Source organism: Jutongia sp. (assembly GCF_057878315.1).
Genome location: NZ_DBLXSO010000051.1, coordinates 1 through 22,846 on the forward strand (window position 1 = coordinate 1; position 22,846 = coordinate 22,846).

23 protein-coding genes are annotated in these 22,846 nt (G+C 46.2%); 2 read left to right on the forward strand and 21 right to left on the reverse strand.

Annotation, left to right across the window (positions count from 1 at the left end; all coding sequences use genetic code 11):
• Nucleotides 1-288: 288 nt before the first annotated feature.
• The 21 genes from ACZLMD_RS10845 to ACZLMD_RS10945 all read right to left on the reverse strand — a co-directional run bounded on the left by ACZLMD_RS10845 (nt 289) and on the right by ACZLMD_RS10945 (nt 20,275).
• Entirely contained in the window at nt 289-1,290 is a 1,002-nt protein-coding gene (locus ACZLMD_RS10845) for an aldo/keto reductase (protein WP_482521318.1), read from the reverse strand.
• Between the two features lie 25 nt (nt 1,291-1,315).
• Nucleotides 1,316-1,927: a flavodoxin gene (locus tag ACZLMD_RS10850; protein WP_022306524.1), complete on the reverse strand. Its 612-nt coding sequence runs from the start codon at nt 1,925-1,927 to the stop codon at nt 1,316-1,318.
• A 71-nt stretch (nt 1,928-1,998) separates the two neighbouring features.
• Complete coding sequence (locus ACZLMD_RS10855; protein ID WP_022306525.1) at nt 1,999-2,673, reverse strand: flavodoxin; 675 nt, start codon at nt 2,671-2,673, stop codon at nt 1,999-2,001.
• 52 nt (nt 2,674-2,725) lie between these two features.
• Nucleotides 2,726-3,664, reverse strand: a complete 939-nt coding sequence (locus ACZLMD_RS10860) for a flavodoxin (RefSeq protein ID WP_484106987.1) — start codon at nt 3,662-3,664, stop codon at nt 2,726-2,728.
• A 15-nt stretch (nt 3,665-3,679) separates the two neighbouring features.
• Entirely contained in the window at nt 3,680-4,849 is a 1,170-nt protein-coding gene (locus tag ACZLMD_RS10865) for a prolyl oligopeptidase family serine peptidase (protein WP_022306527.1), read from the reverse strand.
• Between the two features lie 11 nt (nt 4,850-4,860).
• On the reverse strand, nt 4,861-5,541 hold the full coding sequence (locus ACZLMD_RS10870; RefSeq protein WP_022306528.1) for a DUF4405 domain-containing protein: 681 nt from the start codon (nt 5,539-5,541) through the stop codon (nt 4,861-4,863).
• Nucleotides 5,542-5,550: 9 nt separating this feature from the next.
• Nucleotides 5,551-6,183 carry a flavodoxin family protein gene (locus ACZLMD_RS10875; RefSeq protein ID WP_482521316.1) on the reverse strand — a complete coding sequence of 211 codons (633 nt, stop codon included), beginning with the start codon at nt 6,181-6,183 and terminating at the stop codon, nt 5,551-5,553.
• A gap of 20 nt (nt 6,184-6,203) precedes the next feature.
• On the reverse strand, nt 6,204-7,091 hold the full coding sequence (locus ACZLMD_RS10880; RefSeq protein WP_022306530.1) for an aldo/keto reductase: 888 nt from the start codon (nt 7,089-7,091) through the stop codon (nt 6,204-6,206).
• 258 nt (nt 7,092-7,349) lie between these two features.
• Nucleotides 7,350-8,246 carry a LysR family transcriptional regulator gene (locus tag ACZLMD_RS10885; protein WP_484106986.1) on the reverse strand — a complete coding sequence of 299 codons (897 nt, stop codon included), beginning with the start codon at nt 8,244-8,246 and terminating at the stop codon, nt 7,350-7,352.
• A 434-nt stretch (nt 8,247-8,680) separates the two neighbouring features.
• On the reverse strand, nt 8,681-10,510 hold the full coding sequence (gene ftsH / locus ACZLMD_RS10890) for an ATP-dependent zinc metalloprotease FtsH (RefSeq protein WP_243100561.1): 1,830 nt from the start codon (nt 10,508-10,510) through the stop codon (nt 8,681-8,683).
• 79 nt (nt 10,511-10,589) lie between these two features.
• Complete coding sequence (hpt, locus tag ACZLMD_RS10895; protein ID WP_022306533.1) at nt 10,590-11,120, reverse strand: hypoxanthine phosphoribosyltransferase; 531 nt, start codon at nt 11,118-11,120, stop codon at nt 10,590-10,592.
• Nucleotides 11,065-12,615, reverse strand: a complete 1,551-nt coding sequence (tilS, locus tag ACZLMD_RS10900) for a tRNA lysidine(34) synthetase TilS (RefSeq protein WP_489495685.1) — start codon at nt 12,613-12,615, stop codon at nt 11,065-11,067. The genes hpt and tilS overlap by 56 nt, the downstream gene beginning before the upstream one ends.
• Nucleotides 12,616-12,632: 17 nt before the next feature.
• Nucleotides 12,633-14,966 carry a SpoIIE family protein phosphatase gene (locus ACZLMD_RS10905; RefSeq protein ID WP_489495686.1) on the reverse strand — a complete coding sequence of 778 codons (2,334 nt, stop codon included), beginning with the start codon at nt 14,964-14,966 and terminating at the stop codon, nt 12,633-12,635.
• A 163-nt stretch (nt 14,967-15,129) separates the two neighbouring features.
• A complete protein-coding gene (locus ACZLMD_RS10910) occupies nt 15,130-15,432 on the reverse strand; it encodes a septum formation initiator family protein (RefSeq protein WP_484106982.1) in 303 nt (100 codons plus the stop codon).
• 166 nt (nt 15,433-15,598) lie between these two features.
• The gene (gene yabQ / locus ACZLMD_RS10915; RefSeq protein WP_022306538.1) at nt 15,599-15,991 is read right to left on the reverse strand and encodes a spore cortex biosynthesis protein YabQ; all 393 of its coding nucleotides are present in this window, start codon (nt 15,989-15,991) and stop codon (nt 15,599-15,601) included.
• Nucleotides 15,988-16,272 carry a sporulation protein YabP gene (yabP, locus tag ACZLMD_RS10920; protein WP_022306539.1) on the reverse strand — a complete coding sequence of 95 codons (285 nt, stop codon included), beginning with the start codon at nt 16,270-16,272 and terminating at the stop codon, nt 15,988-15,990. Before yabP ends, yabQ begins: the two co-directional genes overlap by 4 nt.
• A gap of 79 nt (nt 16,273-16,351) precedes the next feature.
• A complete protein-coding gene (locus ACZLMD_RS10925; RefSeq protein ID WP_022306540.1) occupies nt 16,352-16,591 on the reverse strand; it encodes an RNA-binding S4 domain-containing protein in 240 nt (79 codons plus the stop codon).
• Between the two features lie 107 nt (nt 16,592-16,698).
• Nucleotides 16,699-16,974 (reverse strand): HU family DNA-binding protein, encoded by a 276-nt coding sequence (locus ACZLMD_RS10930; protein WP_022306541.1) that lies wholly within the window; start codon nt 16,972-16,974, stop codon nt 16,699-16,701.
• A gap of 234 nt (nt 16,975-17,208) precedes the next feature.
• Nucleotides 17,209-18,006, reverse strand: coding sequence for a hypothetical protein (locus tag ACZLMD_RS10935; protein ID WP_484106981.1), 798 nt, complete (start codon nt 18,004-18,006; stop codon nt 17,209-17,211).
• 170 nt (nt 18,007-18,176) lie between these two features.
• The gene (gene spoVT / locus ACZLMD_RS10940; protein WP_022306543.1) at nt 18,177-18,722 is read right to left on the reverse strand and encodes a stage V sporulation protein T; all 546 of its coding nucleotides are present in this window, start codon (nt 18,720-18,722) and stop codon (nt 18,177-18,179) included.
• 155 nt (nt 18,723-18,877) lie between these two features.
• Nucleotides 18,878-20,275, reverse strand: a complete 1,398-nt coding sequence (locus tag ACZLMD_RS10945) for an alanine/glycine:cation symporter family protein (protein WP_022306544.1) — start codon at nt 20,273-20,275, stop codon at nt 18,878-18,880.
• Nucleotides 20,276-20,641: 366 nt separating this feature from the next.
• Here ACZLMD_RS10945 and ACZLMD_RS10950 point away from each other — a divergent pair, with 366 nt between their 5' ends.
• The gene (locus ACZLMD_RS10950; RefSeq protein ID WP_022306545.1) at nt 20,642-22,015 is read left to right on the forward strand and encodes a sodium-dependent transporter; all 1,374 of its coding nucleotides are present in this window, start codon (nt 20,642-20,644) and stop codon (nt 22,013-22,015) included.
• Between the two features lie 59 nt (nt 22,016-22,074).
• Nucleotides 22,075-22,647: a carbonic anhydrase gene (locus ACZLMD_RS10955; RefSeq protein WP_022306546.1), complete on the forward strand. Its 573-nt coding sequence runs from the start codon at nt 22,075-22,077 to the stop codon at nt 22,645-22,647.
• Nucleotides 22,648-22,846 lie beyond the last annotated feature (199 nt).

The window sequence follows — 22,846 nt, forward strand, 5'->3', positions numbered from 1 at the left end:
GCCGTCCGAAACAGCTGAGCCCACCTATGGGGCTCAGTCGTACGGATGCGTATTTATCAAAGCATTGCAAAGCAAAGTCTTTTCAGAAATCCTACTGATCTACGTCAATTTTTTAGTCACAGCTCACGGATAAATATGTTTTTCGAGGCAAAATGTCTCATTGATTTTTCGGACATAAGGAATATTATAGGCATACATCAATTTTAGGTATGGGAAGTCTTAGTTGCCAAATACAAAAAACAACAGAGACTACGAATTTTTATCGTGGTCTCTGCTGCTTATCTCACTCTATTTCTTTTGTATCCCGGAGCCTCCAAACACCTGTGACATTGGAATTTTCTCAAGCATTTCATCGATTTTTTTCACTTCAGCCTGCGTTAATTTCACGTCAGCTGCTTTCATATTTTCTTCCAGCCTGCTGACCTTTCTTGTTCCGGGGATCGGCACGATATACGGCTTTTTGGCACTCATCCATGCAAGGGAGATCTGAGCCGGCGTGGCGTTTTTTTCTTCCGCCAGTTTGCTGATCCAGAGAAGGAATTTTTCATTTTCTTTGATGCCTTCCTCGGTAAACTGCGGCATTGCACTCCGGTAATCTCCCGGCTTTTCAAATTCCGCATGCGAATGATACTGCGCCGTCAAAAGTCCGTTGGCAAGTGGCGAAAATGCCACAAATCCAATCTTTAATTCTTCTAATACCGGGAATAATTTCTCATAGTCCCTGTACATCATGGAATATCTGTTTTGGATTGCAGTTACCGGACACACCTTATGTGCACGCCGGATCGTGTCTTCATCCGCCTCAGACAAGCCCCAATGTGTAATCTTTCCCTGCTCCATTAATCCCTTCATTGCTCCCGCTGTCTCTTCAATTGGCACAGTTGCATCAATACGATGAATGTAATATAAATCCAGATGATCTGTGTTTAATCGCTGCAGGGAGCCATTGATCGATGCCTTGATCGTCTCCGGTCTTCCGTCCGGAATTAATGGTTTATTTACTGTTGTCGCTGTCTCATCAAAACGTATGCCACACTTTGATGCCAGCACAATCTTATTTCGATATAGTTTCAGTACCGCTCCCATCAGTTTTTCATTATGATGTGGATCATCTGCTGTTCCATAGATTTCTGCTGTGTCAAAAAACGTACAGCCACAATCAATCGCCTTTTCGATAAGCTGCTCTGCTTCTTTCTGCGTTGAAACAGTTCCATATGCATGGCTCATCCCCATGCATCCATATCCTATTGCTGAAACCTGTAAGTCTTTTCCTAAAATTCTTTTATCCATTTTACTACTTTCTTTAAAGCCTGTTTTATTTGATCGTCTTTACCCATTTATTCACAGTTTTCTGTGTAGATCTTCCATAAAAATTTCTTCCCGGAGTCCACTTTGTTTTCGAAGAAATAACTGCCTTTTCCTTCAGATGAGTACCGCTTTGTCCTATTCCGCTGCTCAATGAAGTGCAAAACGGAACAACTGTTTTTCCTTTGAGATTTGTATTTTCTACCAAAGTGTATATAATATGCGGTGCCTCGCCCCACCAGATCGGATAACCGATATAGACGATATCTGCTTTCTTTACCGCCTTTTTAATCTGACTCTCATTGGCAATCTTTGGTCTTACAGAGCTTTCTGCCGGACTGGCTGCTGATTCATGCTCTCTTGTCACACGACTGTTACTGTTTCCATAATTAAGATCCGCATCCGTGTACGGATCTGCTGCTTTTATTTCAATCAATGTTCCCTTAGATGCCTTCTTAATTTTGGCAGCCACAGATTTTGTCGTACCGGTTGCCGAAAAATACAACACAACGGTTTTCTTTCCGGAGGCAGCACTGACATTTTCTCCAATTGACGCAGTCAAAAGCACTGCTGTCAGCACAAATGCTACCAGCCGAAACCATTTTCTGTTTTTCGTTCCCATAACACACTCACCATTTCCTTTCTAACAAGGCTGTTTTCTTCACGAAATACTCCATGAACTCCAGACCTTAATTACTTTGCATAGCCCAGATCCTTTACCCAGTCCGCAACATCTGTTGCTGACACTCCGGAACTGAATCTTTCTCCATCCTGCCAGTCTCCTGTCCCAGCCATCTTTGCCAGAAGCTGTCCGCTTTCCCCGATTCCGGAAGATACGGAGGTACAGAACGGAATCACTGTTTTGCCGGAAAAGTCAATGTCTTTTACAAAATTATTTACCGGCCATGCGGCAATTGCCCACCAGATTGGATAACCTATAAATACCGTATCATAGGAGTCCCAGTTGTCTACCTTTGTTGTCATCAATTCCACATCCCTGAGACTTTCATCCTCATGTTCTTTACTTACCCGGCTGTTATCATCCGTCCAGTCCAGATCATCATCTGTATAAGGATCTTTCGGCTGAATCTCAAACAGATCTCCACCTGTGGTATCTGCAATTGTCTCTGCAACTGCCTTTGTGCTTCCTGTCGCAGAATAATACACAACCAGCGTTTTCCCATTTCCGCTTGTAGTCTTTGTGCCGGAAGCATTATCTTTGTTCTTTGTATCGCTGCCTGCTGTCGTCTTCGCTCCTGTGATATCAGAGCTTCCCTTAGAATCTGAGCTTTCCGCTCCACATCCGGTCATCAGGCTCATTGCCATAGTAACTGCCAGAACTCCTGAAATAATCTTTTTAATTCTCATATATTACCTCTAATTTTCCGTAAATTCACAATGTATATTTTCTAAAAATGTTTTAATCATTTATGATCTTATTAACATAATTCTGTATCGCTGTGTTATCCTTTGAGAAAATTCCTTCCTCCACAGAAGCTCCTTTTGCGCAGCCCCGGATAAAGGTAACGGATTCTTCATACTGCGATCGGTCCATTGATGCAGACTGGGAAACCGGATAGATTTTCTTGCCAGTCAGATCATAGCTTTCCAGAAATGTTCCCACCGTCATCGGTGCCGTATGCCACCAGATCGGATAACAGAGAATAATCTTATCATACTGTGCAACGGATGCCAGCGGATCTTTGATCGCAGGCCGGGCATTCGTCTGCGCCTCTGTCATGGCATCCCCATATGCTGTTGTCTGATAATCGGAGCTGTATGGCACGGCTCTTTCGATCCGGAAAGAATCTGCACCGGTCTGGGCGATGATATTCTTTGCAATTCTCTCACTGGTTCCACTCCATGAAAAATACGCAACCAGTATCTTACCATCCTTTGATGTTGATGCCTGCACCGGTTTTGTTGTGGATACCGGAGCTGTTGTCTGTGCCGGCTTTGGTGTTGTGGCTGCCGGTGTTACCTCCGCCTCCGCAGCCGGAGCCTTCGATGCCTCAGGCTTTCCTCCATTGCCGCCTACCTTTACAGTCACTCTGCATTTTAATTTTCCTCCCGGGAATTTTGCGGTAATCGTCGCTTTGCCCGGCTTCTTTGCGGTCACCTTTCCTTTCCTGCCAACGCTTGCTACTGACTTTCTGGAAGAGGACCACTTGACCTTTCCGGCTTTTATTCCGGATACTTTAAGCTGCTTACTTGTTCCTGTGGTTAATGTCACATTTTTAACATTTAATGTTCTTCTTTTGGCTGCAGACACACTAAACCCGTCACCTGCCAATTGTCCAAGAGCAAAGATCATTGCAAATGCAACCGCCAGAAGCTTCATCCATTTTCTCTGTTTCATCGCGCTTCCTCCTTTTTAATGATGAAATAGCCATCCCATAATCTGTTTATCACGGCAGAACAAATATCCTCCACCATGCTGATATGTCACCTTTGTTCCTGCAAAATAATCTTTTCCTTTCACATCGAGCACCAGAAGTTTGTCAATCTCATTTCGGGACAAGCCCTGCTTTTGATAAAGATCATACAGCGTCTGGTATGCCTTCTTAAAAGGAGCGGAACCATAATACTCATCGCTTTCACCGATCACGAAATAGACCGGCGTTTTTGCCCTGACCACCGGTTCATATGCGCCGTCCCACTGAGAACTGCACATCAATGCCGCCGCGAATAACTCCGGTCGTTTTCCAAGCACCAGAGATAATGTCTCTCCTCCACCGGAATAACCGTTAATATATACCTTGGACGGATCAATCTTATAATGTCTCAGGAAATATTCTGTCAGGTCGATCGCCTGATCTGCCGAGGTCTGTCCCCAGTCATTTAACTGCGGAGCCACAATGATCATATTCTGATTATATTGCTGTGCTTCAAACCCAAAATCCTCTGTCTTGATGTTTTCTGCAACTCCCTGAAAATACAGTCCCTGATAACCCGGTAATGTCACATATAAAGCGTATTCTTTTGTACCATCATAGGAAGCCGGAATATAAACATTGTAATGAATATTTCCATTTTTCTCAGAGTGAAGCGTATTATCAGTCACAAAGCCCCGATAGCTGGTTGTCCCTGCTGTCACTGTTTCCCGATCCTTCTCAGGCGCCGTTGTATTTTCCGGCTTTGACGAAGCCGCATTTTGCTCCGCAGCTTCATTTCCCGGTTCCGGACTTTTTCCCGCCGGCCGAGCAGTTGCCTTACTGCGTTTGCTCTTTGCAAGCACTGTCACCTGATACTTTTGGGTACTTCCCTGATACTTCGCCGTGATCACCGCTTTACCTGTCCGCTTTGCCTGTATCTTTCCATGGGTACTTACCGATACGATCCTGGTGCTAGAACTTTTCCACTTTATTTTCTTCCTGTTTTTCGGAGAAATTTTACTCCAGCGCAGCATTTTCGTGCCACCTTGTTTTATTGACACCTTTGTAACGGCTCCAACTTTATGTTCCCCAGCAAAAACAGAAACTCCAGCAATCACACCGGCAGCCAGTACCAGAAAACAAATACGGGTAATCCATTGTCTCTTCATCACAAGACCTCCTATCTGTTCCGGGTATGATTGATTCTTTTCAACAATTTACTGATATAATAGCTGATCCATATCACGAAAGACATGACCGCCAGATAATCCAGCATAAACAGCAATACACTTTCACCATAATTAAAAAACAAAAAGTGATTTTTCAACAAAAGATAATTTCCGATCTGTCTTTTACGAAACGCATAAATTCCATACACAGCTATCAAAACAGCGGCTCCCTTTGCCAAACCGGATCTTAGTGCAGATGACTTTCTAAACAATCTGCCTGCCATTGCAACTGTCATATTCCAGTGAATACCTAAATGGACAGACATCACAAGGAATCCCCAGTATGCACAAAGCATATGCAGCTGTCTTGCTGTCTCCGCGTGAGAAACCGGTTTTGCAAAGTGAAATACATGATTTGATAACAAAATTCCGCTAACCATGGAACCTGCCATCAGAAGCAGCATCACGATTACCAGTGCTGTCTGAAGAAGCCGGTAGGGGGAATAGGCTCCTCGATTCACCGCCGACAGCCACTTTCTGTTAAACCAATGGTGAAGCAGAAACAGTACAAGCATTCCCATGCCAATCCACTCATGTGCTGTTTCTCCCAGCAGACTGTATGGCATTAACAAAAGAAGACATGCCATCATTCCTATATCAATCACAATTTTAATTAAAAATTTTGTATTCATAGCTCTGTTCTATCTTATAAAGTTTGTGAAAACAAATTCCGGTGGATCCGGCTTATCTAACCCCATTTTACCTGCAATGTTCATGCTATTGAGAAGATATGCCATGTTATTACCTAACACCTTCATTACCTGCATTCCTTCCAGATCCTTTTTTACTTCCTCCGGATTGGTTCCATGAACCATATTCCAGTATCGTGAAGTAACAATTGGCATCTGCATCAGACCAAAATACTTGTTGATCTGATCCCAGGCAGCTGTCGTTCCTGCCCTTCTGGCAGAGATCACTGCCGCAGCCGGTTTTAACCGGAACCGGTCGCCGCCACCATTGAGATCTGCATAAAACGCTCTGTCCATAAATAAGGTTATTGCTCCACTTGCACCACCCCAATGAACCGGAGTACCAAACACAAAGCCATCGTAATCCCCTGCAATATCCAGAAATTCATTGACGGAATCTACGAATACACATTTGTTATTTTCCCAGCATTTTTTGCAGGCAATGCATCCTGCAAGAGGTTTATTCCCGATCCAGAATATATCTGTCCCAATTCCATTTTCATTGAGTGCTCCGGACACCTCACACAATGCCGTATAAGTGCAGCCCTCTTTATGAGGGCTGCCATTGACCAATAAAACTTTCATTACTTACACCTTCCTGCGCTCTACCAGTTTTTCTTTTCTTTCGCGCTGTCATGGTTATGTTTTCTTTCCTCGGCCATATTGACAAACCATTCCACCATCTTTGGATCCTGATGAGAGAAGAATGCACTTTCTGCTTTATCGAGTTCTGCAATCGTGTTCATGTCCTCCTCAGAAAGAGTGAAATCAAATACGTTAAAATTCTCTTCCATTCTTTCGATATGGGTGGACTTCGGAATCACTACCACACCTCTCTGAATATGCCAGCGAAGCATTACCTGTGCCGTTGTCTTTCCGTATTTCTCTCCAATCTTTTCGATCACCGGATTATCAAATGTGCCTCCTCTGCCCTCACCAAACGGAGCCCATGCCTCAAGCTGGATATTGTATTTGTCCGCATATTTCTTCATCTCTTTCTGCTGATTAAAGATGTGCGTTTCCACCTGATTGACCATCGGCTTGATTCTGTTAAAGGAAGCGAAATCAACCATTCTGTCTACATAGAAATTGGAAATTCCGATGGCTTTGATCTTACCCTCATCATATAATTCCTCCAGAGCGCGATATGCACCATATGCATCCGCAAATGGCTGATGAAGAAGAACCAGATCCAGATAATCTGTTTTTAATTTCTTCATGGATTCCAAAACAGACTTTTTCGCTTCCTCATAACCGTAATGCTCTACCCATACCTTTGTGGTGAGGAAAATCTCCTCTCTCGGAATGCCGGATTTCTCGATGGCATTTCCAACCTCTTCCTCATTAAAATAACTCTGTGCGGTATCGATCGCACGATATCCTACCTTCAATGCATCAAGAACACATCTCTCGCATTCCTCTTTTGTCACCTGATAAACTCCATAACCAAGAATTGGCATTTTTACTCCGTTACTTAATGTTACATATTCCATAATTCATGTCCTCCTTGTTTTTTCTTGTATATACTATACATCTCCGGCATCGCCAAGAGAAGTTTCCATTAGTTTATAAGTCTTAACCCATTCGTTATCCCCCCTGCTGTGCCCGGCATTTCCAGTATGTTTTCCAAAAAGGGCAAAACCAGTGAGGAGCGTTTTAACATTATTAGGAAACGACACAAGCTTCCTATAATATAAAAAACAGGACCCCCTTAGAAGTCCTGCTTTGTTATTCCGTATTAACCCTTCGGTTTATTCTCGTGTGATTCGATTGATCGCCTTGATAAGACGTTTCACTTTGTCCGATGGCTCCTTGGAATGTAATATTCCAAATGGCATCGTGTAATCCCATTCCACCGGAATGATCTTGATCAGCGGATGTACACTCTCCCAGCTTTTGAATGCCAACAGCACCTCGTTGTTGTTTTCACAACGGTTAAATGCCTCTACGTTATACAATTCAAAATCGACGATCTTAATCTCCGGATGATTCTTTTCAAGATCATCTCTGAGACGGTCACCATAATAACTCCATCCTCTCTGCATCAGCATCAACGACTCCCCTGCCAGATCAGAAAGCGTGATGGATTCTCTGCCTGCCAGCCGGTGATGGATCGACACAGCCGCGTAAAATGGTTCTCTTGAAATCTCCGTCCCGTCGCAGCCACGCAGCTTCAGCATTGTCTCATCGAATATTCCGGCTATAACATCAATATTCTGACCCATATTCGCAAGTATCTCTCTTGCATTTTCCGGGGTGTTTTCAAACGTGGTAAGCTTAAATTTCATGTCCGGATAAATCTGCTGGATCTTAGGCCACAACTCCACAAAAATCTCCGGCGGAGTCATTGGAGATATCCCAACACGTATGATCTCATCATCATGATTCATGGCATTCCGGGCCCGAACCAGAGATTCCTTCGAGTATTGGATCAGATACTTCGCATCTTTATATAGGGACCGACCTGCCTCTGTCACTAAAAGCCCTCTGTGCGTCCTTTCAAACAGCTGCAGATCCAGACTGTTCTCCAACGAGTTAATCTGCTTAATTACCGCAGGGGCGCTAATATATAATTTCTCTGCCGCTTTACTAAAGCTCCCAACATCAACAACACAAATAAATGTCTCAAGCTGCGAATTGTACATCATGCTAAATCACCTCTTTGCCGTTATCAACACGTTTTTCAACTAATATTACTCAAACTTCGCACATGGAATATATCACTGCGCCCATCCTATTTCTTATGTCCAAAGTATAATTTGGATTTTGTCTTAATTTTTGACCTTTGCACCCTATTATACTTCAAATCGGTAATTTTTGCATCTATTTCATCCTCCGCCCACAATAAAAGGGACAGTCACCGAACGACTGTCCCTTTTGGAGAAGGTATTTTTGTTACTTATGGGGTGTAGCAAAAACTATATAATGTATTGGGGTTTACGAGTGTTAGTATAACAGCGAGGTCTACTAAAGTGTGCATAAACTTACTATCTTTTCCAAAAAGTTTTTGTGCATTTTTGCTTGGCATAAGAAAACAGCTATCAAATTCCATAAAAAATACGGATATGATAGCTGTTTTTTGTTATTTTGTATCAAACAGTGCTTCGAACTCCTCACGGGTGATACGCTCTTTGTCCATCAGGATCTCGGCAGATGCATGAAGCACATCCATATGCTCCTCAATGATCGCGCGTGCCTTGTCATAGCAGTCCTGAATGATCTTACGCACTTCCTTGTCAATATCCCGTGCCGTCTCCTCGCTGTAGGTACGGCTCGTATGTCCAAAGTCGTTTCCGATGAACACCTCGTCGCTGTCGGCATAGTTGATCATACCGATCGCCTCGGAGAAACCATACTTTGTCACCATGTCTCTCGCCGTTGCTGTCGCTGTCTTGATATCCTGCGAAGCACCTGTGGTGATATCGTCAAAGATCAATGACTCTGCGATACGACCGCCAAGACTTACCATAATATCCTGCAGCATCTTGCCGCGGGTATTAAACATCTCATCCTTATCGGGCAGCGGCATCGTATAACCTGCTGCGCCCTGTCCGGTTGGGATCACAGACACCATATGCACCGGTCCGACATCCGGAAGCACATGGAACAGGATCGCATGCCCGGACTCGTGATATGCGGTGATCCGCTTATCCTTCTCGGAAATGATCTTACTCTTCTTCTCGGTGCCGATCCCAACCTTAATGAAGGAGCGGTCGATATCTGCCTGTGTAATGCAAGGACGTCCCTCTCTTGCACAGGCGATCGCGGACTCGTTCATCAGATTCTCCAGATCTGCTCCGGTAAATCCAACCGTAGTGCGTGCCACCTTCTCAAGATCCACATCGTCGCTGAGTGGCTTGCCCTTTGCATGAACCTCAAGAATCTCCTCACGTCCTCTGACATCCGGTCTGCCAACTGCCACACGGCGGTCGAAACGACCCGGACGCAGAATCGCAGGATCCAGAATATCCACACGGTTCGTGGCTGCCATTACAATGATTCCTTCATTGATACCGAAACCATCCATCTCAACCAACATCTGGTTCAATGTCTGCTCTCTCTCGTCGTGGCCACCGCCAAGACCGGTTCCTCGCTTTCTTGCCACTGCATCTATCTCATCGATAAATACGATACAGGGTGCGTTCTTCTTAGCTTCCGCAAACATATCCCTCACACGGGATGCTCCGACTCCGACAAACATCTCGACGAAATCAGAACCGGACAGGCTGAAGAATGGTACTCCGGCCTCTCCGGCCACTGCCTTTGCAAGCAGCGTCTTACCGGTTCCCGGAGGTCCCACAAGGATAATTCCCTTTGGAATGCGGGCTCCAAGCTGTGTATACTTGGATGGATCTGCCAGGAAATCGACGATCTCCTCCAGCTCCTCCTTCTCTTCCTTAAGTCCTGCTACATCCTTAAAATGCTTTGCATTTGGATCATCCGGATCGATCCTCTGTGCACGGCTCTTACCAAAGTTCATCATCTTGGCATTGCTGCCTCCCTGACCTGCTGTCTGCGCAGACAGGAATGAAAACAAGAAGAAAATAGCAATGATGCCTAAAAGATACGGAAGCAGTGTCGTGATGATCCAGGATGGTTTCTGCACATCCTTCATCACATACTTATCTGCCAGCTTACTGTCCTTGCTCCGAATCAGCTTCTCAACCTCTGTTACATCGGATACATAAAAATTCTGTGTAGAACCGTCCTTCTTGCGGACGTCGACCTCGCCGGTCGGCACCTCCTCATTCGGAAGGATTGCCACGGAGGTGACATTTCCATCCTCCAGATCCTGAGTGAAGTTCACAATATTGTAGGACTTTTGTCCACCCGAATCCAAAGTTCCCGAAACATAGACGGCCGCTGCAATAATCACCAGAATCAGCAGATAAAAGCCGATTCCTGTTCTCATCTGTTGCCTCATGAATGTCTCCTTACCTGATATTTATTTCATAAGAAATGCCCTGACGGGCAATTCCTGCGATGGGCTGTTATTCCTCAACAAACTCCAGTGTGCCGACATACGGAAGATTTCTGTACTTCTGTGCATAATCCAGTCCATATCCGACTACAAACTCATCCGGGATGGCAAATCCGGTATAATCTGCCTCCATCTCAACCTCCCTGCGATCCGGCTTATTTAAAAGTGTGCAGATCTTAAAGCTCTTTGGCTTACGTTCTAACAGCATCGGCTTAAGCATGGAAAGTGTGTAACCGGTATCAATGATGTCCTCGATCAGCAGACAGTCGACGCCCTGGATAGACTGCTCAAGATCCTTCTTGATCGTCAGCTTGCCGGAGCTTGATGTGCTGTTGCCGTAGCTGGACACAGACATGAAATCCAGTGTCACCGGCATCTTCAGATGCTTTGCCAGTTCACAGGAAAAAAATACGCTTCCCTTCAAAATACAGATCAGACGGAGCGGTGTCATTCCATACTCCTCATTGATCTGGTCTGCTAACTCTTTAATCCTGTTCTCTACCTGCTCCCGGGAGAACATTACATGTACTATTTCTTTCATCTTTTTTCTCACTCTCAGTAATCATATTAATGCACAGTATCTCTTCTGTCCTGTCCGAAATATAATACCCGGCACTGACACGATCAAGTGCGGGAACCCATAAAACATGGCTTCCCTCCGCCAGGATCCATATCTGTTTTCTTTTGTCTCTGGGAATATGCCGGTCGATCAGAAGCCGGTTCAACGGCTTTCTTAAAGTTCCCTGCTCATCCAGCCACAAAAAATCACCTTCTGCAGGATGACGAAATTCAAGCATACCACATATTTTAGCATAATCAAACCATTTCGTACAGTTATTTTTCGGTATTTTTCTTTCGTTATGTTCAAATGCCGTAAAAAAATTCTCCCGCCGTAAAAGAAATGTTCTCGAAGCGCCATCCATCCCGGTAAGAACAACACTCACCGGCTTTTTCTGTTCCTTCTGCCAGCACAACTTCTGCGTGTCAGCAGATTGCCCTCCGGATTCCACCATAGCGTCTACGTTCCGATTCTTTGGTCGGATCCACAGACGGTCATAGTCTCTCCCTGCCACAAGTCCGTACGGAAGATCCAGACGCTTTCCGGTCTCTCCCTGCACCAGCTCAAGCAGTGCCTCCATATGGCGGTTTGAAATATCCCGGCTTCTTCCTGCCGCTTCGGTGATCATCCAATGCGCCCATTCCCTCTGCAGTGCCGCCGGAAGCTTTTGCACTTCTTCGACACGGGCAGTGAGTTGTCCATCCTCCGTGATATCCTGTCCTGTTGTCTCCATCATAAGCTCCGGAAGACGCTTTGTTAATTCCTCCTCCAGAAATGACTGTACCTCCTGCATCTGCTGTGCCGTTCTCGCCAGATGCGCCGACGCACCGCTGTTGATGCTCTCCTCGAGCATCGGCAGAATAGTCAGTCGTATCTTATTGCGACTGCAGTCCTCCTCCTGATTGGTACTGTCCTCACACCAGGACTGTCCGCACTGTCCCAATTCACGGACAATGTCTCTGTGCCGCAGGAAAAGCAGCGGACGGATGTAGATTCCATGACGAGACCGCATGCCTCCCATACCGCGCACGCCGCTTCCACGCAGCATCTGAAAAAGAACCGTCTCCGCCTGGTCATCCTGATGATGCGCCACTGCCACGCGGTCAAAGTCTTCTCTTTCCACCAATTCTTCAATGCACTGATAACGGTACTTTCTGGCTGCCTCCTCCAGAGAACATTTCTGCTCCTGTCCCATTTTAGGGACATCTCCACTGCATACATGAAGTTTAAGCCCCTGCTGTGCGGCAAAGCTACGACAGAATGCCTCATCACGCCCAGCCTCCTCTCCGCGGATCTGGTGATTTACATGAAGAAGTTCCAGAGCAAAGTCCCATTCTTGGGACAGTTCCTGCAGGGCAAGTGTCAGATACACCGAATCTGCCCCACCCGAAAATGCCACAAGAACACGTTGCCCTGATTGGAGTAATTTATTTTTGTCACAAAACGCTTTCATCTCATGGTACGATTCCAGTTTCATGCTTTGCTTTATCTCCTTTATGACAGTCGGATCTGTCTGTTTTTGTAGGATGGTACACAGGCATTCTCGCGCGTTCTCTCCCAGATTGCTGCAACCACAACGCTCATATCGTCACGCACGCGTCCGTCATCCTGACGAACCGCCTCCTCTACAATATATTCTGCAAGCTCCTTAGGGTTCACGATCCGTGTCTGCTGCAAAAGCTTCTCTAACTGCACCTCTCTCCCCTCAAAAGCATCCACGATACCATCCGTCATCATTATAACATAATCTCCGGAATATATCTCCGTCTTTTGGAAATAGGGCTCTGCATCCTGATATACTCCCACCGGCAGAGCCTGTCCCTCAATCCTCTCCACATGATCTCCCCGCCGCAACCAGGTTGCCGCCGCACCGTTTTTCATAAACTGGCAGCTACCCTGATACAGATCTAAAACGACCACATCCGCCGTGGCAAAGCGTGTCTGAACCGCCTCCGGCATATACAGCGAATTGATGAGCTTGAGTGCGGAAATCTTGGAAAAGCCCGCCTCTGTCATCTGCTCAAGCAGCTCGATCACGACCTGACTTTCCCCTAGCGCGCCCTCTCCGCTTCCCATGCCGTCCGAAAGTGCCAGCAGAAGTTCTCCGTTTGGCAGAGACAGACACGAAAAGCTGTCCCCGGACACCTCCTCACCTTCCTTTCTGCGCCGCCCCACGCCGGTCACGGCTAAAAGCGGCGTATCCTCCACAAATATCATTTCCGTCTCTTCCTTCGGAATCACATTATGACTCTCCCTGGACGGCATAAATGACTTACCGAAAAGCTCAGACAATACCTGTGCGGTCTCCCTTGCGGTCACCAGCCGCCCCTTTGTCGTCTTTGCCAGCATCCGTATTTCGATGTGATCTCTTTTATCGCGGCAGATCATCATATCATTTACTCTGACCCGAAGATTTCCCAGTTCTCTTTTGATAACATTTTCCATCTCCGCCGGGATTTCACCGGCATGGCACATATCCCCCGCCAGTCCCGCAAAAAGCTCTCCCACCTGTTCCATCTGCCCTGCCAGCACGCGCCGGTTCTGCGCAAGCTGGTTTTGAAAACTCATCACCGTCCGTGCCATCCGAAGCCCCTGATTGGCTTCCATCAGAAACCAGTCCGGATGAATACATTCCTCCACAAACTCCGCCGGCATCTGGTCGATCCTAAGCATCCCCTGCTCCTGCATCTCCATCAAATGCGACACGACCTCCGGACGGTTGACCGCAACCTGTCCCATACAACACTCTCTGTGGCTGCATTTATCGCACACCTGCTCTGCCATTTCCTTCATCAGCAAACGCACATCCCGGCGGTTTACGCTCTTTTTCTCCACACTCTGCTTCTGCAGCACATGGGACAGCTCCCGGAAGGAATCGGCAAAATCCTCCAGCTTGTGTTTCATCGGATGATCCGCATACCGCTCTTCCTCCGTGCTGTACAGGTGCAGCGGAAGACGCAGACGACGCAGCAGCTTGTCCGGCAGCAATGCCAGAAGCACACTGTCAATGACCATTGCCTTGACAACGCCAAGCCCAAGCATTTCACTGTTCAGTGTGATCCCGATTCCAAAGGCGCAGCAAAGGTATGCCGACAGACTCCACATCTTCCCCTTGTCACGGAAAACTGCTGCCGCCATACCAAGCAGACACAGGCTTCCTATGATCCCCACATCCGTCCCTGTCATTGTCAGCAGGATCCCGCCTGCTGCTCCCGCCACGGCTCCGATACCGATCCCATATTGATAGCCCGCAAACGGAATTATCAGAAATACCGCCAGCTCCGTCAATGAAATATCCGAGATCATCATCTCCGGGATTCCATACATGGCAAGCATGCCGATCAGAATCAGGCTAAGGACCTCCTCCTGACACGCCTGCCTGCCGCGGCGATAATGAAGCAGATACCTCTGTCCCTCCGCAAACACTCTCGCCAGCGCAACGACAAGCACCGGCTCCAGCACAGTAAATAAAATATCTTTCCACTGCCAGGGCAGGATCGTATACTGCGTCACCGACAAGATCGCCAGTGTTGCCGCCATCAGACCGGATGACTGCCAGATATTCATTTTGATCTTCTGTTTTCTCATCAGCCTCTGTGCAAATATAACGCCCACCATCGCCACACTGTAGCGAAGCACCGCCTCAAGAGACAGCGCCGACAACATACCGAGCCCCACTGAAGCAAGCAGTGGCAGGACACCTCCGCCCTGAACAAGCCCCGCAGCAAAAAACGCCGCTCCCGCAGGATTTCTTTCTAACAGGACAACCCTGCCGATCAGAAAGCCAAACAACAATTGTACCAACATTCTTTTTTGCAACTTTTTCATGACACAACCCCCTCTTTGTTCGTCAGTGCCACAAAGTATAGAAAAGAATTTTTGAAATTTTTGTCAAAATCAGGACACGCCGGCAAAAAATTTTTTCGACAAATTATCCGTAAGGCTGTGACCGAAAAAAAGAGCTTCGCAATTATTTGCGAAACTCTTCGTCTTACTTATCGTTTGGTTCAAATATGATCTCATTCGGATATACGAGACCCAGCTTGTCGCGGGCAACCTCCTCGGTATACTCCTTCGTCTTAACATAAGACTCATAATCCTTAATCTCCGCTTTCTCTTCCTTCAGCTTCTTCTTTTCCTTTTTCAGTTCGGAAATCTGTGCCGAATACTTTGCGGACTCTGCCTTCAGAGAAATCGTCTTATACGTGAATGATCCACAAAGGACACAGCATAAAACCATCACTCCGGCAACGGTAAACGGACTGAGCTTTTTTCTACGTTTTGATCGTGCCATATAATTATCAACTCCCCATACGATCGCCTGCATCCCGTCCCCCAACGAAACACATTGATCAGCTCCTCTTAAACATCCAATATCTGGTACATCCGATCAACGACAAACACCAGATATAGTGTTCAAATAAAATGTCAGTGAAACTTGCTCCGAATGCCCGATTTTTCTAGCCTCTGCTATACGGGCTGGTTATTTTACTATACAACATTTTTCCTAATTTCGCAACCCTGAATCCTATTTTTTTATTATATTTCACCAATAATCGATGCATCCCGGCGCGCAGCGGAATGCTGATCCCGCTCTCATACAAAATACCTCCGGCAAGCATCCCTAGAATCCCGTACCAGCGCGGCACGCCGTCGATCATCTGAAAAAAAAGCACAAAGACCGGTATGCCAAGCAGACTCCAATATAACAGGTCTTCGATCCAGACCCACAGCCTGCCGTGAGGGATCATCCACCGCCACAGCCGCAGAATGTCATACCCAAACATCATAAACATTCCTGCACAGATCGTCGTGATCTGAAAATAAATCTGTTCCCGAATTATCTGACTCACTGAAACATTCTCCCGAAAAATGATGATGATTTTTTCTCCGGATCATTCTTATCCGAATATGCAAAGCTGTCGATACGTCCATCCACATCAACCTCGCCTTTTTCCAGCGACAGCCTGTTTACATGAAGTTCGTCCCCCTTAATAAGAAGAATCCCCTGTTCGGTCTCCAGATACACCTCTCTGGCATCAAAGGACAGGACATCGCGCACCCCCGACATCACTGCTGTTTTCCTGCCGTTCAGATAAACCTTATGTACACCTCTGTTTTCTCTTTCTTCCATGACTACTCCCCATTTCTTCTAGGTAATAAATAACGCCTGCATACCAAATATATATGCAGGCGTCTTTTACTTTATTCTATTACAGGACACGATAAAGCTCTTTCGCTTCGTCCTTCTTGTAGGTCTCCTCAATACTGAGAACCTCCACCTTCACCACCTTATCGCCAAAGGTGATCTCAATGATATCGCCCACCTTTACGTTAAGGGATGCCTTTGCTGTCTTTCCGTTGACCCGGATTCGTCCAGCATCACATGCTTCATTGGCAACCGGTCGTCTTTTGATCAGACGGGAAACCTTTAAATACTTATCTAACCTCATAATACCCCTCATTTCTATGATCTAAGTGACAAAATAAGCATTTTGCCATAAATTGAAAAAAGGCTGCCATAAATGGCAGCCCAAAGAATATCCTGTTTCACAAAAAATTACTCGTTCACAGCATCCTTTAAAGCCTTACCAGCCTTAAACTTAGGAGCGTTTGAAGCTGCGATCTTGATTGTCTCTTTTGTAAGTGGGTTTCTACCCTCTCTAGCTGCTCTGTGCTGTACCTCGAATGTACCAAAGCCTACTAACTGAATCTTCTCGCCCTTCTTTAACTCATCTGTAACAGTGTCGATGAATGCCTTTAAAGCCTTCTCTGAATCCTTCTTAGAAAGCTCAGCCTTCTCTGCGATAGCTGCAACCAATTCTGTCTTGTTCATGGATAAACTCCTCCTCAATAAAAATTTCCGTAAAAACTTACAAGTCTATTTATACCCTTATTCCCCCTGTTTGTCAAGGTTTTTCACGAATTCTTTCCATTTTGTCCGCACTTTTAGACATTCTACGATTGTAGTGTCTATTTTTTCTGAAGCAACGACGAAATTCAACCGTTTTTCCGGCTTTCACTGCCTTCCCTGCACGATTCGCTTTATATGTAGAAACTATTCTCTTCGTTAATACTCATATCCTCTTAACATGCTTCTGAAATCCGGCTCCATCCAGAAGAAGAGCTCCGTGATCTTATCATTATGTTTCGGTGGCTGAAACGACTCACAGCTTCCTAACAGCGTCAGATCCTTCGGGCGTTTTCTTTTGGATCTCTCCACGATCTTCGCCTTATATCTCCGGGAATCCTTCCCCTTAGAGAAGCAGACCGGTCTTGCTTTCTTAAAATCTTCGATGCTCTGCGGCTTGTCCTTTGCCATGAAAAAGTACGCCTCCGCAACTTCATCGTCCACTCCTCTTACATTCCAGTCCTGTTGAAACAGGCGGTCAACATAAAACATGGCATACCATCCGAGATACTTTTCGTATCCTTCAACCTCCTGCTTCACCTCAAAATAATATACCTCTCCCTGTTTCCAGCCTGTCACATATGGTTTATGCACCGGAATCTTCTTTCTCTCCGGCATGGGGCTTTCCAGCTCTGCCTTCAGCTTATCGAGCACCCTGCTTCTTTCTTTGCGGATCTTTTCCGACTCCCATCGTTCTGAAATCCGGTCTTCTTCCAGCATCTCTAATGCCTTAACCTTAAAGGACTCCGTCAGCCGTCCCTTTTTCCACAGGGTGTCCGCCAGTGCCAGATAAATGTCATATTTGCAGTCAATATCTTCCAGCTCATACTGATACTCTGACAGGATTTCCCGCAGTGCCGTTTCATCATCCTTGCCGGCTTTCAGTTTGCCGATATAATCATCTTTCACATCCGAACTCATATCATTTTGATATAATCCCGTCGACCATGTTCCCATAGTAATCCCTCCTCCCATCGTACCTTTTAACTTCCTTTTCATTCATTATTATAACATGACCCAAGGTTCAAAAACAGATTAAAAATTCCGTTTATACATCTTTGCTTTCAGATATCTTTTTACCGTATATCGAAATACAAGCCCATCACCTTCCGGCAATGAGCTTATCTCTACTGCTCCAGTTGTCTTCCCAGAAATCCTGCTGCCACATGCGCCAGCTTTCTCTCCGCCTCGCCGAGCGTTTCCTTCCGGCTCCGGGTAAAGATCACCACCGCCCCCACCGCGTCTCCTTCGGAAATGATCGGGCAGATCACCTCCCACGCAAATGGTTCCTCCTCATCACAGATCTTGCGGTATTCCCTGCTTTCCCCGGACGCCACAGTGATCTCTCTCCGGTCGATCATCTGCTCCATGTCTTTGCTGACTGCTTTATCCATCATCTCCTTGCGGGCGGCTGCCGACGCGGCGATCACCTGCTCCCTGTCTGTCACAACCACCTGATAGCCTGTGGTCTGCGCCAGCGAATCTGCATACTGCTGTGCAAATATTCCCATATCTCCCATCAGGGAATATTTCTTTAAAATAACCTCACCCTCTCTGTCCGTATATATCTCCAACGGATCTCCCACACGGATCCGCAATGTCCGGCGAATCTCCTTGGGAATGACGACGCGTCCAAGATCGTCAATTCTCCGCACAATTCCTGTAGCTTTCATATCAAAAAAATCCTCCTTGTTTCCATCATATTTTCCATAATTATGCTGTATGGGTAGTATGTGGAAATCAAGGAGAATTATGCATTGAACTTCAGATGCAACCTTCCGGTTTCAAAATCGGTATTTTTTTCATTTTTTGAAAGTGAGCATGTATTCTATTCCCGCGTCTTTTCAATTTCAGGCTGGAAATCGCGGATATCCTTTGCAATCTCGCCACTTAACATGAGCATGCAGATTAAGTTTGGAATCGCCATCAGCGCATTGGCAATATCCGAAAAGTTCCACACAAGACTGAGCGTCTGCGTACAGCCAAAATAGGCGATCAACGAAAACACCACTCTATATACCATATTGTATTTATGTGTTCCGAGAAGATACTCGAATGCTTTCTCACCATGATATTCCCAGCCGAGGATCGTGGAAAATGCAAACAATGTAATACCGATCGTGACGAGCCAGCCACCGCCGGAGCCAAGCACCGTCTGAAATGCGGCAATCGTTATGTCGGAGCCGGTCAGAAGCGCGCCGTCTGCATCCGTCATACCAAGCACACCGGAGGAGGCAATTGCCAGTCCTGTGATCGTGCAGACAACAATGGTATCCCAGAAGGTTCCCGTCATATTGATGTATCCCTGACGCACCGGATTGTCGGTTGTAGCCGCAGCTGCGGTAATTGCTGCCGAACCCATGCCGGCTTCGTTGGAAAATACACCACGCGCAACACCGTATCGCATCGCATTCATCATGGAAGCAACGATCGTTCCGCAAAGTCCGCCGCCCACTGCCTTCACCGAAAATGCCATCTTAAAGATCATGGCAACGCCTGCCGGCAAATTTGCAATATTTCCTATAATAACAATAACACCACAGATCACATAGAAAATTGCCATAACCGGAACAACTACAGACGATACCTTTGAGATCGACTTGATTCCACCGACAATGATCAGAAGAGAAAGCACGGTGATCACAATTCCGGTAACTCCGGTCGGCACATGAAACGTTGCTTTGATCGCTCCCGAAATGGAATTTCCCTGTGTCATATTTCCGATACCAAACGATGCGATCACGGCAAATAATGCAAAGAACCATGCAAGAACGGCACCAAGCTTCTTATTCTTCAGTCCTTTTTTCATCGTGTACATAGGACCGCCGCTCATCTCCCCCTTCTCATTCACCTCGCGGTATTTGATCGCAAGCATACATTCACTAAACTTGGAGGTCAGTCCGAATGCAGCCGAGATCCACATCCACACAAGTGCTCCCGGTCCGCCGGAAACCATTGCCGTTGCAACTCCGACAATATTTCCGGTTCCGATCGTTGCCGCAAGTGCCGTTGTCAGCGCCGAAAACGGAGAAACATCGCCCTCGCCGCGGCTCTTCGTGCGTGCCTCCTTACTCAGGGTACTCTTCAATGCATACCCTAAATTTCTCCATGTTAAAAATCGCGTCCGGAAGGTTAGGAAAATTCCTGTTCCCACAAGAAGAACCAGCATCACCGGTCCCCAGACAAAGTCATCCACCTTTGAAACAATTTCTGCAAATCTCTCCATACGTTATTCCTCACTTTTCTTAAATATGTAGTACCTACAAAATACAAAAAGAGCGACGTTTGAACAACATCGCTCTTAAATCATATGAAACATTTACTAAATTATGCATATGGTACTCTATTTTGCAGAAAATGTCAAGTTTATTCTCTGGAATTTATAAAATTAAGTCATACAGTTTCATTTTTTTCGCATGATAAATGACGCATCTTTGGCACCGGTCATTGCTCTTTTGCCGTCCTCATGCTATACTGATATTTCACGGGTAATTCAACAATTACATAGTTATAATGAGACAGATTTTTCTGCTGTGCAGCAGTTTTTGCAAACAGAAATATATTTTTGTTTCTCTCAAATAAGGAGGATTGTATGAAATCACACAAGAAGAAAAGAAGTTCCTTTTCCGGCAAGATCGGATTTGTTCTATCCGCAGCCGGTGCATCCGTCGGACTGGGTAATATCTGGCGTTTCCCATATCTGGCAGCCAAATACGGCGGCGGTATTTTCCTGTTAATTTATATTTTGCTGGCACTGACCTTCGGTTACACGATGATCATGGCGGAGACCTCTCTGGGACGAATGACACAGAAAAGTCCGGTCGGCGCATTCCACAGCTTCGGTAAATCCGGCTGGTTTTCATTGGGCGGCTGGATCAATGCGATCATTCCGCTTCTGATCGTCCCTTATTATTCCGTGATCGGCGGATGGGTCATCAAGTATCTTATAGAATATATCCATGGAAACGGCAGTAAACTCGCATCGGATAATTATTTCTCCGGATTTATTTCCGATGGCGTGTCTACAGAGCTTTGCTTTGCTATATTTGCCCTGATCACAATTGCGATCATCTATGCGGGTGTGCGTAACGGTATTGAGCGCGTTTCCAAATTCATGATGCCGATCCTCGTTGTTCTGTCGTTGATCATCACGGTTTATTCCGTGACCAGACCGGGTGCATTAAAGGGTGTTAAGTTTTTTATCGTTCCGAATCTGAAAGATTTCTCCTGGATGACCGTTGTCGCCGCGATGGGACAGATGTTTTATTCCCTCTCCATTGCGATGGGTATCCTCGTCACCTTCGGATCCTATATGAAGAGGGACGTATCGATTGAAGATTCCACACAGAATGTGGAGGTATTTGATACCGCGATCGCGATCATGGCCGGTCTGATGATCATTCCTGCAGTGTTCGCATTTTCCGGTGGCGACTCTGCAACACTGCAGTCCGGTCCGTCTTTGATGTTTATCACGATTCCAAAAATGTTTGACAGCATGGGCTTTGGTACAGCAGTCGGTATTCTTTTCTTCACACTCGTTTTGTTTGCCGCACTGACAAGCTCCATCGCATTGACGGAAAGTGCTGTTTCTACCTTTGAGGATGAGCTTGGATGGAATCGCCGGAAGTCGACGATTCTTGCCGGTGTGATCATTCTGATCCTCGGAAGCCTTTCCTCTCTCGGCTATGGTCCGCTCGCCGGCATCAAGCTGATCGGCATGCAGTTCCTGGATTTCTTTGATTTCCTGACAAACTCTGTAATGATGCCGATCGCCGCATTTGCAACATGTCTGCTTGTCTCCAGAGTGATCGGTGTAAAACGTATTGAGGAGGAGGTTACACAGGAGGGAATGCCTTTCCGACGCAAGAGGGTTTTCTACTTTATGATCAAATATCTCTGTCCGATCTTCGCAGTGATCATTCTGATCAGCTCCGTTGCCAATGCGCTCGGATGGATCTCTATTTAAACCATGGCAAAGCACTATGATAAATATACTATTGTTTTATCTTTTTACGAGGTGATAAAATGCAGGAAACATTACAGATAACTGCCCGGGAAGCAGTCGAAAGACTTCTTGCGGGCAACCAGAAATACATAGACGCCAAGTGTGGCATCGGTGACATTTCAAAAGAGATAAGACAGCGGACATCTCAGCATGGACAGGCTCCTTATGCGATCATTGTCACCTGTTCTGATTCACGTGTCATTCCGGAGAATATCTTTTCTGCGGGTATCGGTGAGCTTTTCGTGATCCGTCTTGCCGGCAATGTCATCGATGATCACCAGCTTGGAAGCATTGAATACGCCGCCGGACATCTCGGCTGCCGCCTGATCCTTGTCATGGGGCATACACACTGCGGTGCTGTGGAGGCCGCGATGAATGGCAATCCGAAAAATTACATCAAATTCATTACAGACGAGATCCGTCTTGCCATCGGCGATGAGACCGATGCTACAAAGGCATGCGAGCTCAATGTGGCACACAGCATTCACATCATCGAGGACAGCCTGGAGATCCACCACATGGAGGAGGATTCCGGTCTTCGTGTCATAGGAGCCATTTACGATATCGAATCCGGCGAAGTGCGTTTGTTATAAATAACAGGAGAAACGATGAAAGAAAAATTATTTACTGTGCTGCAGATTGGCGACCGGAGTAATCATATCAGCCGTCTGTTTGATATTTTTATTACAATAAAGTACAGTTTACAAGGGACTACACAGGGTAGGTATCTGACGGGAGGGGTGCCGCCAGTCAGATTTTCCATGTGATGTTCAAGCTGTCGCTTGTGGCGGC